The sequence below is a fragment of the Streptomyces fagopyri genome (assembly GCF_009498275.1).
In the GTDB taxonomy this organism is placed as follows: Bacteria; Actinomycetota; Actinomycetes; order Streptomycetales; family Streptomycetaceae; genus Streptomyces; species Streptomyces fagopyri.
Map to the genome: position 1 here is coordinate 631035 of NZ_CP045643.1, position 14657 is coordinate 645691.

Annotated in this window: 14 protein-coding genes and 1 pseudogene; 9 read left to right on the forward strand and 6 right to left on the reverse strand. The window is 71.4% G+C overall.

What is annotated here, in order from left to right:
* The first annotated feature begins 200 nt into the window (after positions 1-200).
* On the forward strand, positions 201-1157 hold the full coding sequence (locus GFH48_RS02635) for an ABC transporter ATP-binding protein (protein WP_153286678.1): 957 nt from the start codon (positions 201-203) through the stop codon (positions 1155-1157).
* Positions 1158-1358: 201 nt separating this feature from the next.
* Here GFH48_RS02635 and GFH48_RS02640 read toward each other — a convergent pair whose 3' ends face one another.
* A complete protein-coding gene (locus GFH48_RS02640; protein ID WP_153286679.1) occupies positions 1359-2060 on the reverse strand; it encodes an ABC transporter ATP-binding protein in 702 nt (233 codons plus the stop codon).
* Positions 2061-2789: 729 nt separating this feature from the next.
* A complete protein-coding gene (locus GFH48_RS02645) occupies positions 2790-3167 on the reverse strand; it encodes a hypothetical protein (RefSeq protein WP_153286680.1) in 378 nt (125 codons plus the stop codon).
* A 598-nt stretch (positions 3168-3765) separates the two neighbouring features.
* On the opposite strand from GFH48_RS02645, the gene GFH48_RS02650 reads away from it, so the two are divergent.
* Positions 3766-4539 carry an SDR family oxidoreductase gene (locus GFH48_RS02650; RefSeq protein WP_153286681.1) on the forward strand — a complete coding sequence of 258 codons (774 nt, stop codon included), beginning with the start codon at positions 3766-3768 and terminating at the stop codon, positions 4537-4539.
* 411 nt (positions 4540-4950) lie between these two features.
* Here the strand turns inward: GFH48_RS02650 and GFH48_RS02655 are convergent, their stop codons facing one another.
* Positions 4951-5316, reverse strand: coding sequence for a winged helix-turn-helix transcriptional regulator (locus GFH48_RS02655; protein ID WP_153286682.1), 366 nt, complete (start codon positions 5314-5316; stop codon positions 4951-4953).
* A gap of 99 nt (positions 5317-5415) precedes the next feature.
* Here GFH48_RS02655 and GFH48_RS02660 point away from each other — a divergent pair, with 99 nt between their 5' ends.
* A complete protein-coding gene (locus GFH48_RS02660) occupies positions 5416-6297 on the forward strand; it encodes an NAD-dependent epimerase/dehydratase family protein (protein ID WP_153286683.1) in 882 nt (293 codons plus the stop codon).
* Between the two features lie 277 nt (positions 6298-6574).
* On the forward strand, positions 6575-7015 hold the full coding sequence (locus GFH48_RS02665; protein WP_228120285.1) for a VOC family protein: 441 nt from the start codon (positions 6575-6577) through the stop codon (positions 7013-7015).
* A 90-nt stretch (positions 7016-7105) separates the two neighbouring features.
* Here the strand turns inward: GFH48_RS02665 and GFH48_RS38940 are convergent.
* Positions 7106-7258, reverse strand: a pseudogene (locus GFH48_RS38940) (ATP-binding protein); the annotation flags it as partial.
* Positions 7259-7468: 210 nt separating this feature from the next.
* On the opposite strand from GFH48_RS38940, the gene GFH48_RS02675 reads away from it, so the two are divergent.
* Entirely contained in the window at positions 7469-7822 is a 354-nt protein-coding gene (locus tag GFH48_RS02675) for a hypothetical protein (protein WP_153286684.1), read from the forward strand.
* Positions 7823-8106: 284 nt separating this feature from the next.
* On the opposite strand, the gene GFH48_RS02680 is transcribed toward GFH48_RS02675, so the two are convergent.
* Both GFH48_RS02680 and GFH48_RS02685 read right to left on the reverse strand, forming a co-directional pair.
* Positions 8107-10530 carry an ABC transporter permease gene (locus tag GFH48_RS02680; RefSeq protein WP_153286685.1) on the reverse strand — a complete coding sequence of 808 codons (2424 nt, stop codon included), beginning with the start codon at positions 10528-10530 and terminating at the stop codon, positions 8107-8109.
* Complete coding sequence (locus GFH48_RS02685; protein WP_153286686.1) at positions 10527-11219, reverse strand: ABC transporter ATP-binding protein; 693 nt, start codon at positions 11217-11219, stop codon at positions 10527-10529. Before GFH48_RS02685 ends, GFH48_RS02680 begins: the two co-directional genes overlap by 4 nt.
* A 336-nt stretch (positions 11220-11555) precedes the next feature.
* Between GFH48_RS02685 and GFH48_RS02690 the strand changes: the two genes are divergently transcribed.
* The 4 genes from GFH48_RS02690 to GFH48_RS02705 all read left to right on the forward strand — a co-directional run bounded on the left by GFH48_RS02690 (position 11556) and on the right by GFH48_RS02705 (position 14552).
* A complete protein-coding gene (locus GFH48_RS02690) occupies positions 11556-12815 on the forward strand; it encodes a sensor histidine kinase (RefSeq protein ID WP_407698697.1) in 1260 nt (419 codons plus the stop codon).
* Positions 12812-13507 (forward strand): response regulator, encoded by a 696-nt coding sequence (locus GFH48_RS02695; RefSeq protein ID WP_228120287.1) that lies wholly within the window; start codon positions 12812-12814, stop codon positions 13505-13507. Before GFH48_RS02690 ends, GFH48_RS02695 begins: the two co-directional genes overlap by 4 nt.
* A 269-nt stretch (positions 13508-13776) precedes the next feature.
* A complete protein-coding gene (locus tag GFH48_RS38945; RefSeq protein WP_228120294.1) occupies positions 13777-14244 on the forward strand; it encodes a glycoside hydrolase N-terminal domain-containing protein in 468 nt (155 codons plus the stop codon).
* A 5-nt stretch (positions 14245-14249) separates the two neighbouring features.
* A complete protein-coding gene (locus GFH48_RS02705) occupies positions 14250-14552 on the forward strand; it encodes a sigma factor-like helix-turn-helix DNA-binding protein (RefSeq protein ID WP_153286689.1) in 303 nt (100 codons plus the stop codon).
* The last annotated feature ends 105 nt before the right edge of the window (positions 14553-14657 follow it).

Here is a 14657-nt window from a genome sequence, read left to right on the forward strand (position 1 = left end):
GGCGGCCCCGGCGGCAGGGCCCGGTGGCTCCGGCGTCAGGCTCTGGGGCGTCGGCGCCTCAGGTCATGGCACCGGACTCCGGAGGCTCCGGCGACGCCGGTCCCTGTCCCCGGCCGCCCCGGCACCGCTCCGGTGGCCCCCGGCCGCCCCGGCGCGCACCGGGCCGGCCGCGCACCCCTTGACCAAGGAGCCCGATGACGATGACGACGAATCCCACCCTCGCCGAACTGACCGACAAGGCGACCGCCACCCGCGCTCGGCCCGCTTATGGACACGACGCTCTCATCGCCTGCGACCGTCTGGTGCGAATCTTCTCGGCGGACGGCGTGGAGGTGCAGGCACTCCAGGGTCTCGACCTGCTCGTCCGCAAGGGCGAACTGATGGCTCTGGTGGGCGCGTCGGGCAGCGGCAAGTCCACCCTGATGAACATCCTGGCCAGCCTGGACACGCCCACCGCCGGAGCGGCCCAGGTCGCCGGCCACAACCTGCTGGCCATGACCGCGAAGGACCGCCTCCACTACCGGCGCAAGGTGGTCGGCTTCATCTGGCAGCAGACCTCCCGCAACCTGCTTCCGTATCTCACCGCGGCCCAGAACGTCGCCCTGCCCCTCCAGTTCGCGGGCGGCCGCCGCCGCTCCCGGGCCCGCGCCGAACGTGCCCTGGAACTGCTGGAGTTGCTCCGGGTCGCCGATTGCAGGGACCGCCGCCCGCATGAGATGTCCGGCGGTCAGCAGCAGCGGGTCGCCATCGCCGTGGCCCTCGCCTGCGACCCGGCGGTGCTGCTCGCCGACGAACCCACCGGCGAACTCGACTCCCACACCGCCCAGCAGATCTTCGCCGCCTTCCGCACGGCGAACGAGGAGTTGGGCACGACGATCGTCATCGTCACCCATGACCGCGCCGTGGCGGGCGAGGTGCGCCGCACGGTCGCCATCCGTGACGGCCGCACCTCCACGGAGGTCCTGCGCCGGAGCGAGGTCGACGAGACCACCGGCCACGAGACGCTGGTGGCCCGCGAGTACGCGATGCTCGACCGGGCCGGCCGGCTCCAGTTGCCCGCCGAGTACACGGGGGCGCTGGGCATGCGCGACCGGGTGGCGCTGGATCTGGAGGAGGACCACATCACCGTATGGCCGGACGACAGCGGACACGACTGATCGCCGGCTGTGACCGAACAGCAGGGACGCGGGCCGCTCACCCCGCCTCGGTGGCACGGTCGACGGTGAACCCGCCGGTCCTGATCAGCGGGTCGCCCTCTTCCCCAAGGCGCCGGCCTCGTGCTCGACGATCCCGGCCCGGGTGCCGAGGAGCAGCCCCGGGGACTTCCGCGCCGCGAGCCGGACCGGTGACGGCTGGGCCTACTCCCCCGTCACGTCCCGTATCTCTCCATCGCGCATTTCGAGGACCCGGTCGGCCAGGTCGAGCAGCGTCGCGTCGTGCGTGGCCACCAGGGCGGTGACCTGTTCGCTGCGCACGACCGCCCGCAGCAGTTCCATCACGGCATGGCCGGTCTCGGCGTCCAGCTGGCCGGTGGGCTCGTCGGCGATCAGCAACGAGGGGCTGTTGGCCAGGGCGCGGGCGATGGCGACCCGCTGCTGTTGGCCGCCGGAGAGCTCGCCGGGCCGCTGCGCCGCGTGGTCGGCGAGGCCCACCAGGGACAGCAGCAGCTCGACCCGCTCCTCGCGCTCCCGCACGTCGGCCCGGCGCAAGCGCATCGGCACACCCACGTTCTCCGCGGCCGTCAGGATCGGGATGAGGCCGAAGGACTGGAAGACGAAGCCGATACGGTCCCGGCGCAGCGCCAGCAGGCCGTCCTCGCCGAGCTCCGACAGGTCCATGCCCTCCACGGTGACCCGGCCACGGTCCGGGGCGTCAAGTCCGCCGACGATGTTCAGCAGGGTGGTCTTCCCTGAACCCGAACGCCCCTTGAGCGCGATGAGCTCACCACGAGGGATGTCGAAGGAGACGCCGCGCAGAGCGTGGACGGCGGCGGCTCCCTGACCGTGCGACTTGTGGATGTCCTCGACGCGCACCATGGCCCCTGTGACGACCTGGCTCATGTGTTCTCCCTTGATCCCCGTGGGCCAGGCATCAGTATCGCCGCCTTCGGCCCGGCCCTCAACGCTTCTGAGGACCTTCATGGGACACGGGTGGGCCGAGGCCACGAAGTTCCGCCGGTGTCCCGAGCCCGCCCAGGGCGATCCATTCCGGGATTGCGCTCTGGATCGTGAGTTCGCAGCTCGGGGGGGTGCTGTGCCGACGTAGGTAGGAATATGGATCACTGTGCCGTCTTCGGCTGGGAGTGCCCGTGGTGGAGGCTGGTTCCCGGTCCGGCGCCGGACGCGCAAGGTCTCGCTGAGTCCGCGTGGGCCGGTGCGGGCGCAGGGGCATGGCGCTCATCCCCGTGAAACCGACGTCCTGCCGCCCCGCGGGCTCCCGTGGGAATCCCGTCGGCCAACTCCATCTGCCGGCCGGGGCGTGTTGATCAGAGGGAGGTGCCGGGACGACTCCCGGACGAGCGGGGCATCGGCAGTCACGAGGTGGTCCTGCGGATGCAACTTCCCGACAGGGCGTGGACTTCACGCGCCCCGTTCACCACGGCTCCCCCGCCGACTCCAGCGGAGTCACGCGGTGCACCGCCTACGGGACTGGAGTGGCGGGACCTCTTCCCGCCCCGTACACAGAGCTGACCGCCGCCACCGATGCCACCGATGCCGTCGCTTCGACGGCCGGCGCGAGAGTCGCGGCGCGGGCGCTGCGGGTGTGATGGGCGGCGGCCGTCTCGCCGGTCACGCGGTGTCCCGGGTGTCGTCGTCGAGCTGGTCGAGGACGCGCTGCTCCGCGTCGCGGAGTATGGTGCGCGCGGCCGGGGGCCGGGTGCAGTCGGCCCCGTGTGCGGCACCTTCGGAGGACTTCCAGATCCGGCAGCAGGGACCAGGGAGCGGTGCGGGGCCCCGGGTGGCCAGCTCGGCACGCTCCGCCTCGATGCGGGCTCGGCGTTCCCGGCCGTGGCGTGCGCGGCGTTCCCGGATGGCGCCCGGGACCAGAACCAGCGCGAGGGCCCAGAACACACCGGTCTCCCACCACAGATGGTGGAAGGCGGTGACGGCGCCCGCGGTGGTGAGGACGGTGGCGCCCAGGGCGCGGGCGGTTTCGTGTCGGGTCACAAGTACTCCCCGCAGGGCTGAAGGCAGGTCACCTAGGGAGCTTTCCCCACGTGCGGCCTTGGCCACGGATGTCGCGGGAGATTTTGGCGGGGCCGCGTGCGGCCGTGTCCGCGGACAGCGGGCCGCGTGTCGTGAAGAGGGGGACCGTTCCCGGGCGCGCCGGGACGGTCCCCCGACGTCGGAACCGGCAAGACGCACGTCCGCCGCCCCTCCGGGCAGTTCGCCGTCCACAAGGGCGCCACCGTCGGCTTCGCGAGAACCGGCCGGATCCGATCCTCACGGGCTCGCCGGTGACCACCCCGACCGCACTTGAACCGCGGCCTCAGCAGGGGTGATCCCGCCGCGCCGTGTGCGGAGGAAGCCGCGATCTCCCGGCGGCAATCTCCCGGCCGTGATTCATGGCCGTGATTCATGACCCCGGTCCGACCCGGGCACCCCCGGCCGGCGGTCCAGGTGGGTGGTCCTGGTGGTTCCTGTCCCACCGGTACCGGTCCGGCGCCGCATGAGACGGCCCGCCCGATGCTCTGCTGGAGGGCGGAGAGCGGCGGTCGGGCCGCCGCTCCGCGAAAGATCCGCCATTCCTGGAAGGTGCGCCCCCATGACCACTGCCTCTGTACACCCTCTCGACGGCCGGGTCGCCGTCATCACCGGTGCCTCCAGCGGTATCGGTGAGGCATCCGCCGAACACCTGGCATCGCTGGGCGCGAAGGTCGTCGTCCTCGCGCGACGGGCGGGGCGTCTGGAGGACCTGGTCACACGGATCGAGGAGAACGGCGGGAACGCGCTCGCGATCGGTGCCGACGTCACCGACGCCACAGCCGTCCAGGCCGCGGCGGACCGGGTGGAGGCGGAACTCGGCGGCGCCGACCTGCTGTTCAACAACGCGGGTGTGATGCTTCCGGCCCCGGTGGAGGAACGTGCCACCGACCAGTGGCAGCGCCAGATCGACCTGAACGTGACCGGCCTGATGAACGTGATCGGGGCGTTCGTACCGCAGTTGGTCAAGAGCGCGGGCGAGCGCGGCGTGGCCGACCTGATCAACACGTCCTCGATCGCCGCGCAGAACATCTTCCCGAACTTCGCCGTCTACTCCGGTACCAAGGCCTACGTCACCCACCTGTCCCGTCACCTGCGGACCGAGCTGGGGCCGAAGAAGGTCCGGGTCTCCGCGATCGAGCCGGGAATCGTCGGTACCGAACTCCAGAGCCACGTCACCGACGCCGGCGCACTCGCATGGCTCGACGGGTCGAAGGACACGATGGACTGGCTCACCCCGCAGGACATCGCCCGGACCATCGGCTTCCTCGCCTCGCTGCCCCCACGGGTGAATCTCCAGCAGGTCACGATCATGCCCACCGGCCAGACCGGCTGACCGGACCGTTCGCGCGGCGTGGGCCCTGGGCCGTCACAGCGGCGGTCGTACAGGTCGCCTACGAACGCGGATGCTGACACCTCTGAGCAGGAGGAACCTTCACCGCCCTCCCGCCGCCGCGACGTTCCGTCACACCACTGCTCAGCCGGGGGTGCGCACGGGCGCGGGTCGGACCTGACTTCGCCGGCGCGCGGAAAGGACCGGCGCCGGTTCGGACGACAGCACGCCCCTCGCTGACGGGGGAGACGGCGAGGGGCGCGTCAACAGTCTGACGTGACCGGTGATCCTCGCGCAGCCGCTTCGCAAAGTAGGGGCCCGGCATTCGCCGACGACATGCGGCCGCGGACCGCGGAGGACGCCGTCGGTGACGTAGCCCGTCACCTGTTCCGTCAGATCCGCGATCTTCAGGACTCAGTCCTGGGCGAGTTCAGCGCGGTCGCGGGCCTCCAGGACCTCGTCGGCGTGCGCTTCGGCCCATGCCCGGACCGCCGTGATCGATTCCAGCAGACTCCGGCCGAGGTCCGTGAGGCGGTACTCGACCTTGGGCGGAACCACCGGGTGGACCGTGCGGTCCACCAGCCCGTCCCGCTCCAGCGCGCGGAGCGTCTGGGTCAGGACCTTCGGTGTGATGATCGCAATCCGGTCCCGCAGTTCCGAGAAGCGATGCACGCCCGAACTGAGGGCGAAAATGATCAGCATCGTCCACTTGTTGCCCAGAATGCCCAGAGCTACCTGGGAGGGACAGGTCGGGTCCAGTACATCCCTGACAGTATCCATCAGGTGAGTATGGCACTTTGAAGTACTCAGTATCGAATGCATACCGTCCAGTCCACGAGACGCCCACGGTGAGCGTCTCCGGAACTCGGAGAAGACGACATGCATGTTTTCCTGACAGGTGGCACCGGCTTCGTCGGCTCGGCGGTACTGCGCCGGCTGCTCGACGAGGGACACCGTGTGACCGCGCTGGTGCGCAGCGAAGCGTCGGCCGCCCGGGTCGCCGCCGCGGGGGCCGCCGCACTGCCCGGCGACATCACCGACGCGGCGTGGCTGGCGCGGCGGATGGCGGAGGCGGACGCGGCCATTCACACGGCCGCCACCGGTGACGCGACGAGCGCGCAGGTCGACGCGTCGATCGCCGCGGCCGCGCGGGAGGCGTTCGCCGGGACGGAGAAGTCCTACGTTCACACCAGTGGTGTGTGGATGTACGGCAGCGGTGACGCCGTCACCGAGCGGACCCCCTTCGCCCCGGTGGCGCCGCTCGCCTGGCGGCAGCCGATCGAACGGGACGTGCTGGCCGTCCCCGCCCGCACCGCCATCGTGGTCCCCGGGGTCGTCTACGGATACGGCGTCGGAATTCCCCTCGTCATAGCCGGAGCTCCGCGCACCGCCTCAGGTGCGCTCACCCTGCCCGGTGACGGCACCCAGCGCTGGATCACCGTACACGTGGACGACCTGGCCGACCTGTACTCCCGCCTCCTGGAACGCGGCGAGGGGGGCTCGTACTGGATCGCGTCCGACGGCGCCAACCCGAACGTCCGTACACTCGGCGAAGCCGCCTCCCGTGCTGCCGGGACGGATGGCGCCGTGGCCCCCGAGAGCGCCGAGGAGACCCGCCGCCGGCTCGGCGCGTTCGCGGAAGGGCTCCTGCGCAGCCAGTCGGCCACCGGGGCCAAAGCCCGCTCCGAACTCGGCTGGAACCCCACCCGGCCCTCTCTCGCGGAGGAACTGGAACACGGCAGCTACGCCCCTGGCCGGTAGCACCGGGCACGACGCGCGGTGGGTGCGCCAGACACCCACCCGACGCGACCGGTCGCCACCTGTGCGCGCCGTGGCCGCGGTGAGGATCGGGGAAGGGAGAGCGAGAGTGCCCGGGACGGTTGTACGCCGGGCAGTCGCCCGGCTCCGGGCCAGGCACCGGTGTTGTCCACTCCCTGGAGCGGGCACATGTTCGCGGATGTCGAGAAAGTGGAGCTGGCTCCGTCCTGGGTGTACCAGTGGCCACAACAGGCTGCGCAACGAAGAAGGAGAACCACCGATGACGGTTCAGCGCATGGACAATGTCGGCATCGTCGTCGACGACCTGGACGCCGCCGTCGCCTTCTTCACCGAACTCGGCATGGAGCTGGAAGGCACAGCGGAGATCGAGGGCCTCTGGGCGGACCGCACCGTGGGAATCGACGGCGTCCGCAGCGCCATCGCGATGATGCGGACACCCGACGGCCACAGCAAGCTGGAGCTGACGAGGTTCCACGCCCCGACGGCCATCGACTCCGGACCGCTCGCCCCTCCGCCCAACACTCTGGGCCTGCACCGTGTCATGTTCGCCGTCGACGACATCGACGCCACCGTCGCCCGCCTGCGTCCCCACGGCGCCGAACTCCTCGGCGACATCGCGCAGTACGAGGACAGCTACCGGCTCTGCAACCTCCGGGGCCCCGCGGGCATCATCGTCGCTCTGGCCGAACAGCTCGGCTGACGGCCCGTCTCGGTCGCGCGCCACCCAACCGGAACGATCCAGGGAGATACGCAGACGCGTCTCATGACCCTCCAGAGAATTCGGGCGACAGTTGTCCGTCGCGGGCAGCCCCGGCGTGATGTCCATGAGTGCCTCACCGACCTTCTCGGCGTCGAACACCCGTGAATCCGGGATCAGCGGCTGCACGAGAGCACTGGTCGTCGTCTTGCCCGCGCCATGGGTACCGTTGAGCCATACGATCATGGCACCCGAGGCTAACGGTGCGCGGTGGCCACGCGGTCGAACCGCTCCTACGAGTCCTCGACCGCGTACCGGCGCTGAGGGCTGACCCGAACCGCCCGTCACCGAGCTGACAGGCTCCCGGAAACTCCGTGGCCGCCGAGTTCCCGGCACCGCTATCGTGCGGTCTCCCGATCCGCCGTACCCGCGTCCTACGTTCAGAGAGCGATTACGATGACCAGCCGTCGAGCGACGACGACCCTGTGGCGCCCCACCGGCCCCAAGGAGCTCGACCTGGTCAGGGAGTTGAACTGGCGTGCCTGGCCACCCCGGCTGCCCGAGCAGCCGATCTTCTACCCGGTCCTCAACGAGGACTACGCGGTCAGGATCGCGCGGGACTGGAACGTGAAGCACGATGGCGCCGGCTTCGTCACCCGTTTCGAGGTCGAGTCGGAGTTCTTGAGCCGGTATCCCGTCCGGCAGGCCGGAGGGCGGACGATCCTCGAACTCTGGGTGCCGGCCGAGGAGCTGGACGACTTCAACGCTCACGTCGTCGGCGAGATCCAGTTGGTGCACGAGTTCCACTGAGGCGGGCGGACCCGTTGAAGTGGCATGTACGCATGCCGAGTTGACTGGATGTCCACTCGGTGTCGGACCGCGTGATCGGCCATCGCCGACCGTTGGTCGCGCTCCGGTCCCGCACACGGCTCGCCAAGGGCACGGGGCTCGTCGTGGACGACGCCTTCGTGCCTGGCCGAACCGAACCGTCGCCGAGCAGGCGCGGGCCCCCTCCCCCGCGCCGCCGGCCTCCACCTCCGTGTGTCTCATGCCCCGCGCCCCGGCGTGCGCCGTACGGCGCCGACCGATGTCGGTCACTCCGTGCGCAACGCCGTGGCCGTACGGACCTTGGCCGCCCAGCCCGCCGGGGCCGTCGCGCCCAGCAGGGCGACGAGCACCCCTGCCAGGCCCAAAAGAACCAACTGTGGGACGTCGTACACGTCGAGGACCGACGGCGGCAGGCGGGTGCCCGCGGCTTCTCCCATGACCGGCAGCACGTAGCCGTGCAGCGCGAACCCGGCCGGGACACCGATCAGCGCACCGACCACGCCGATCGCGGCCACGGACGCGAGCACCAGTCCCACCGTCTGCCGCGGGGACATGCCGAGCGCCTTGCACACTCCCAGGTCGTGGACACGCTCGCGGGTGTCCAGGACAACGGAGTTGAGCACCCCGAGGCCCGCCACGGAGACCAGCATCAGGGTGAGCAGCGCGGCCATCGCCTCCAGCAGGAGGATCATGTTCTCCCCCTGCGGAGCGGAGTCGACGAAGACGTCGCCGCCCAGCGGCGAGACCACCTCACCGAGTTCACGGGCGTAGTCGGCCGGGGAAACCCCCGCCTTCACCTCGATGTTGAAGGCTCCGGGCTCCGCCGAGGGGAAGCTGTCGAGATCCGCGTGGACCTGCATGCCGTCGTCCGACGTGTCGAAGGCCTCGCCGACGATCCGCAGGCGCACCGTCTCCTTCTCGAAGGTCACCCGCACGAAGTCGCCGATCCTGGTACCGGTCCTCTCCAGGAAGCGGGTGGGCACCACGACCTGGCCCCGCCCGTCGATCCAGCGGCCGGCGATCATCTCGTAAGCGCCGGAGCTCGAATCGCCCTGGTACAAGCTGGCCCGCACGGTGCCCGAGATCCCGGACACCGTGGCGTCCCCGTGCGCCATCCCGTAGTACGAGGCGGTGCCGGGCTGGGCCGCGATCGCGGCGCGCACCGCGTCCGGGTCGGCCGACGGCTGCTGCTGGTCCGGTCCTGAGGCGGCTGTCGTCCGCTGCGGGCCGGCCGAGGGCTGTTTCGGTTTCTTCTCCACCCGGAGGGGCCCGGAGCCCGAGTCGTGGGCGCCACTGACGGCGGTGACGTCGGCGCGGTTCTCGGGGTCCTGCGCGCCGGCCACCGCGTCGAGGGACTGGGTCAGCCCCACGGCGAACGTCGCGGCCACCGTCCCGAAGGTCACCGCGAGCACCATCGCGAGGGCACGCACGGGGTGCGCGAACGGACTCGCGAGGCCGTACGTCACCGGCCTCGGCAGCGGAAGCCGGCCGGCCGCGCGGTGCGCCCACTGGCCGCGTGTGGAGCGCGGCGCCCGGCCGACGGCGATCGCCTCGACCGTACGCAGCCTCCCGGCCCGCAGCGCGGGCACCAGGGCCGCGATCCCGACCACGAGCAGCGCGCAGGCCGGCACCACGACATCCACCCACCAGGCCACCGTGAGCGACACGGTCCCGTACACGGATTCGGTGTCCTCGAGCAGCGGCACGGCCAGCAGGTTGCCCAGGACGACTCCCAGCGCGATACCCGCCCCTGCCGGGATCAACGCCTGGGCCACATAGGCCCTTACGACTTCGCGCGGGGTGAATCCGATGGCCTTGAGGATGCCGATGCGGCGCAGGCTCGTGCCGACGGCGCCGCTGATCACGCTGCCGACGATGATCACCGACATGACGATCCCGAGCACGCCGAAGGCGAACAGGAACGGGATCGTCGCCGCCGCGCCCTGATCGGCGGCACGCTTGGTGTCCAGCCATGACTGGGTACCGATCAGTGCTCCGGCGGGCAGGGCGGCGGTGAGCTTCTTCCGGTCCTCCGCGATCCGGGCCTTCGTCCCCGCGGAGTCGAAGCGGTAGAGCATCTGGCTCGTGAGGCGGCTGTCCCCGGTGACGAGGGACCTGACCTGGGCGGGGGTCGCCCAGACGTCGGCGCTCGCGCCCGCGGACAGCGCGAAGCCGACCACCGTCAGCGTCGGCGCGTTCGCGGTGTCCGAACTCCTCAGCGTCGCACCGAGCTTGAGGAACGGGCCGGAGAACGAGGCGGACAGCACGATCTCGCCGGGCTTGCGCGCCCACCGGCCGGACTTCAGGTCCAGTTCGTCCACGTCACCTCCCGGACCGGGCCGTCCGACCAGCGTCAGCGCGGGCAGGTGTCCCCCGTCCCGGCCCACCGGGCTGATCGTCGTGGACGGGAAGGGTCCCGCGCTCGCCGCGACCTCGTCCAGGCGGCCGGTGCTCGCCAGTCGGGCCGCGCTCACCCGGTTCGGGGCGAACTGTGCGGTGATGTGCGCTCCGTGCTGCCGCGCGAAGGCGTGGTCGAAGGGAGCGTTCGTGGCGACCATGAGGGACCCGGCGACCACGGCCGAGGCCACCGCCATCATCGTGGCCACGGCGATGACCAAGGTCTGGACGCGTCGTCTGGCGACGCCGGAGCGTACGACCCGTCCCAGGGCACCGCTGCCGAACGGGCTCATCGGACGGCCTCCACCTGGGTGTCGACGGCGACGCGGCCGTCCACCAGATGGATCGTGCGGTGCGCGCACGCCCGGGCGAGTTCCAGGTCGTGCGTGACGAGGACGACGGTCTGGCCGCCGCGGTGCAGATCCACGAGCAGCTCCCGTACTTCCTGTCCCGACGCGGTGTCCAGTGCGCCGGTCGGCTCGTCGGCGAGCAGGAGCGCGGGCCGGTTCACCAAGGCCCGTGCCACCGCGACCCGTTGGCGTTCGCCGCCGGACAACCGCCCCGGGTAGGCGCGGGCGTGCTTGTGGATGCCGAGCACCTCCATCAGCTCCCCGGCACGCGACGCGGCCGTCCGGCGGGCGGTTCCGGTCAGTTGGGCGGGAAGCTGGATGTTGTCGGCGACGGTGAGGTCGTCGAGCAGGTTGAAGAACTGGAAGACCATGCCGATCTGTTCACGGCGGAACCGGGCCAGCGCGTGCTCGCTCAGCCGGTCGATGCGCTGTCCGGCCACGGTCACGGTGCCCTCGCTCGGCCGGTCCAGACCGGCGACGAGGTTGAGGAGCGTGGACTTGCCGCTGCCGGACGGCCCCGTCACGGCGAGGGCTTCGCCCTCGGCCACGCGGAGGTCGACCGGTCCGAGCGCCGCGGCGTCGGTGCCGCCGTACCGCTTGGCCACGCCCTCCAGTTCGATCACCTGAGTCATGGGTGTGTCCGTCCTTCGTGGTCGAGGAGCCGATGCCCTGTGCGGGCCCGGTGAACGTACGGGCGGACGCCGGCACGGCGCGTCGGCCACGGCACCGACATCGGGCCCTCCCCCCGGAGGACCCGCCGCGGGGTCATCCCCGAGGAGTACTCCTGCCGGACAGGGGTCCGGCCGTCCAGACGGACGCGGACCCGTGCCGCGGGGCCACACAATGTGCGGATGAAGACGGAGGACCCGTACGGGCGGCCACGCGACGTGCGGCGGCCGGGCACATGGCGGGAGCGGGCCGGCGACGTGTTGCGGCCCGGGACGTGGTGGGCTCACGTCGGCGACGCGATGCGGCCGGAGGGCAGGCCCGCCCCGCTGTCCCGGCGGGCGGCGCGCGTGGACGTGGTGCTGGCGGTCGTGCTGACCGTCGTCGCGCTGATCGTCGCGGCGCGCTACCCCGGCGACGGGCCGGTGCGGATCAGCTCCAGGGCCGTGTCCGAGAGCCGGGGATCACTCCCCCACCCGCCGGCCGTTCCCCGTCCCGGGTTCGGGTACGAACCGGAGCCCTCCGCGCCTCCCTGGGTGCTGGTCGTGCTGTCGGCCCTGCCGCTCGTGGCCCGGCGCAGGTATCCGTTGCTCGCGTTCGCGGTGGTCGCCGCCGCGGCACTCGCCATTGGTGACCGCGTCTCCTGGATCAACGTGCTGACCTGCAGTATCGGGGCGTACGGAGCCGTCGTGCACAGCCGCTACCGGACGCGGGCGATGGCCGCGCTGATCGTCACCGCGGTGCTGGCGGGTGTCGCGTTCCGGGACTCGGACCCCGTGCTGCCCGGCTGGTCAAGCCCGGCGGTCGTGCTCCTGGTCGCCGGGGTGCTGGCCAGTCTCGTCCGCTTCGGGCGCCTGCGGCTGGAGGCCAGCCGGAAGCGCTTCACGGACCTCCAGCAGGACCAGGAGAAGGCCATGCGCAGGGCCGTCGAGGAGGAGCGTGCCCGGATAGCCGCCGAACTGCACGACGTCGTCACCCACAATGTGAGCGTGATGGTCATTCAGGCCGGCGCGGCGCGCAAGGTGATGGACGCGGCCCCGGAGCGGTCCAGACAAGCACTGCTGGCGGTGGAGGCCGGCGGCCGCGCCGCCATGGCCGAACTCCGCCATGTGATGGGCCTGCTCGCCGGCCCGGACGCGGGCGCCGGCAGCCCCGCCGACGGCCTGGAACCGCAGCCCGGCCTGGGACAGCTCGACGGCCTCGCCGAACGGGTGCGGGCCGCCGGGACACCGGTGGACCTGACGGTGTCGCTGCCGCCCGGCACGCTGCCGCCCGGCGTGGAACTCACGGCGTACCGCGTCGTCCAGGAGGCGCTCACCAACACGATCAAGCACGCGGCGGGCGCCGGGGCGACGGTGACGATCGGCCTCGCCGGCTCCTGGCTGGAGATCGAGGTGACCGACACGGGAGCCGTCCGCGACTCGCCGCCGGTGGACGGCAACGGCCGCGGCCTGATCGGGCTGCGCGAGCGCCTCGCGGTCTACGGCGGCGAGCTCACGGCCGGGCCCACGCTCGCGGGCGGATACCGGGTCACGGCCCACATCCCGTGGGAGGCGGTGTGAACGGGCCCGCCCTGCGCGCCGTCATCGCGGACGACCAGGCCCTGGTGCGTACGGGATTCGGAATGATCCTCGCCGCGGACGGGATCGAGGTGACGGCCGAGGCGGCGGACGGGGCCGAGGCGGTCGACGCGGTGAGGCGCACCCGGCCCGACGTCGTCCTCATGGACATCCGGATGCCGCGGATGGACGGCATCGAGGCCACCCGGCACATTCTCGGCAGCGGGGTCCAGGGCGGTGAAGGCACCCGGGTCATCATCCTCACCACGTACGACCTCGACCACTATGTGTACGCGGCGCTCACCGCCGGAGCGAGCGGCTTCCTGCTCAAGGACGTCACCCCCGAGCACCTCGTGGCGGCCGTGCGGCTCGTGCGCTCCGGCGACGCGCTGCTGGCGCCCACGATCACCCGCAGGCTGATCGAGCGCTTCGCACACCGCCAGGAGTCGCCGCCGAACGGCCTCCACCACGACCTGTCCGGGCTGACCCCGCGCGAACTCGAAGTGCTGCGCCTGCTGGCGACCGGCCTCAGCAACGCCGAACTCGCCGACCGCCTGTTCCTCAGCCCGACCACGGTCAAGACGCATGTCGGCCGCATCCTGTCGAAGCTCGACCTCCGAGACCGCGTCCAGGCCGTCGTACTCGCCTACGAGAGCGGCCTGATCTCCCCGCAACACCCACCCGGCACCAACTGAACCCCATGGCAGGGGCTTGGTCACGAGGCCGGATGTCAGCCCCGCGACGGTCCACCGGGCGGCGCCGGAGAAGGATCTTCCGCGCCAGGTCTCCCGGCACGCCCTCGCTCACGCGGCCTGCCGCGTGGTGGCGGCGATGGGGCCTGCCGGGGTCGGCCGCATCCCTGCGGAAGCCCCCTCCCCTCACCGGTGCCGCCGGTGGCGGTCTCGCGGTCTTCGGCGGTCTGCCGCCGTTCACCGCGCACGCCGCTCCCGAGCGTCCCGCCGACGTGACCCTCGTTCCGGAGACCGAGGCGACCAGCCTCTGGTATCGCACGCCCGCCGCCGAGTCACGCATCATTCAGGAGGCTCTGCCGCTGGGAAACGGCCGCCTGGGGGCTCTGATCGGCTGCGACCCGGCGGACGACTTCCTCTACCTCACCGACGGCTCGTTCTGGACCGGCGGACGCAGTGACACCCCAACCGACGACGGGCAACTCCCCTACGGACCCGATGACTTCGGAAGTCTCGGCCTCCTGGCCAAGCTCCGGATCACGCTGCCGGACCACACAGCCCAGACGATCAGTGACTACAGACGCGGCCTCGACCTGAGCAACGGTGTCGTGTCCGCGACCTACCGGCACCGTGGAGTCCGCTTCCGCCGGGAGGCCGTCAGTGGCCGCTGGAGCAGGCCGGCAGCGGGGGTGACCCCGCACTGGGAGCCGTGGACGGCGAGGCGCTGGAAGTCGCGGTGCTGATACTCATGGAAAGACTCACGCCGGCGCAGCGGGCGGCGTATGTGCTCCGAGAGGCATTCGATTACCCGTACGGGCGGATCGCCGAAGTGCTCGGCCAGTCCCAGACCAACGCGCGCCAACTCGTCAGCCGGGCGCGAAGGCATCTGGCCGCGGAGAAGCGTGCCACTGTCACGGCCGCCGACCACCGCCAGTTCTTGACGGCATTCTCCACGGCCTCCCAGGAAGGAAATGTGGCCGTACTGGAGGAACTGCTCAGGGAAGAGATCGTCTCGTACTCCGACTGCATGGGCGCCGCGCAGGCCGCGTAATTCCCTGACTTCCGCCGTCAGCGGTCAACCGTCAGGCACGTGACCCGGCCGGCTCCCCGTCTCGCTCCTTCCGAGCAATCCCGTTCCGGGCGGCCCATTCCGAGG

What these genes read in the sequence shown, in the direction of transcription:
- GFH48_RS02635 (WP_153286678.1), top strand. Translation starts at nt 201, where the DNA reads ATGACGACGAATCCCACCCTCGCCGAACTGACCGACAAGGCGACCGCC.
- GFH48_RS02640 (WP_153286679.1), bottom strand. Translation starts at nt 2,060, where the DNA reads ATGAGCCAGGTCGTCACAGGGGCCATGGTGCGCGTCGAGGACATCCAC.
- GFH48_RS02650 (WP_153286681.1), top strand. Translation starts at nt 3,766, where the DNA reads ATGACCACTGCCTCTGTACACCCTCTCGACGGCCGGGTCGCCGTCATC.
- GFH48_RS02655 (WP_153286682.1), bottom strand. Translation starts at nt 5,316, where the DNA reads ATGGATACTGTCAGGGATGTACTGGACCCGACCTGTCCCTCCCAGGTA.
- GFH48_RS02660 (WP_153286683.1), top strand. Translation starts at nt 5,416, where the DNA reads ATGCATGTTTTCCTGACAGGTGGCACCGGCTTCGTCGGCTCGGCGGTA.
- GFH48_RS02665 (WP_228120285.1), top strand. Translation starts at nt 6,575, where the DNA reads ATGACGGTTCAGCGCATGGACAATGTCGGCATCGTCGTCGACGACCTG.
- GFH48_RS02675 (WP_153286684.1), top strand. Translation starts at nt 7,469, where the DNA reads ATGACCAGCCGTCGAGCGACGACGACCCTGTGGCGCCCCACCGGCCCC.
- GFH48_RS02680 (WP_153286685.1), bottom strand. Translation starts at nt 10,530, where the DNA reads ATGAGCCCGTTCGGCAGCGGTGCCCTGGGACGGGTCGTACGCTCCGGC.
- GFH48_RS02685 (WP_153286686.1), bottom strand. Translation starts at nt 11,219, where the DNA reads ATGACTCAGGTGATCGAACTGGAGGGCGTGGCCAAGCGGTACGGCGGC.
- GFH48_RS02690 (WP_407698697.1), top strand. Translation starts at nt 11,556, where the DNA reads ATGCGGCCGGAGGGCAGGCCCGCCCCGCTGTCCCGGCGGGCGGCGCGC.
- GFH48_RS02705 (WP_153286689.1), top strand. Translation starts at nt 14,250, where the DNA reads ATGGAAAGACTCACGCCGGCGCAGCGGGCGGCGTATGTGCTCCGAGAG.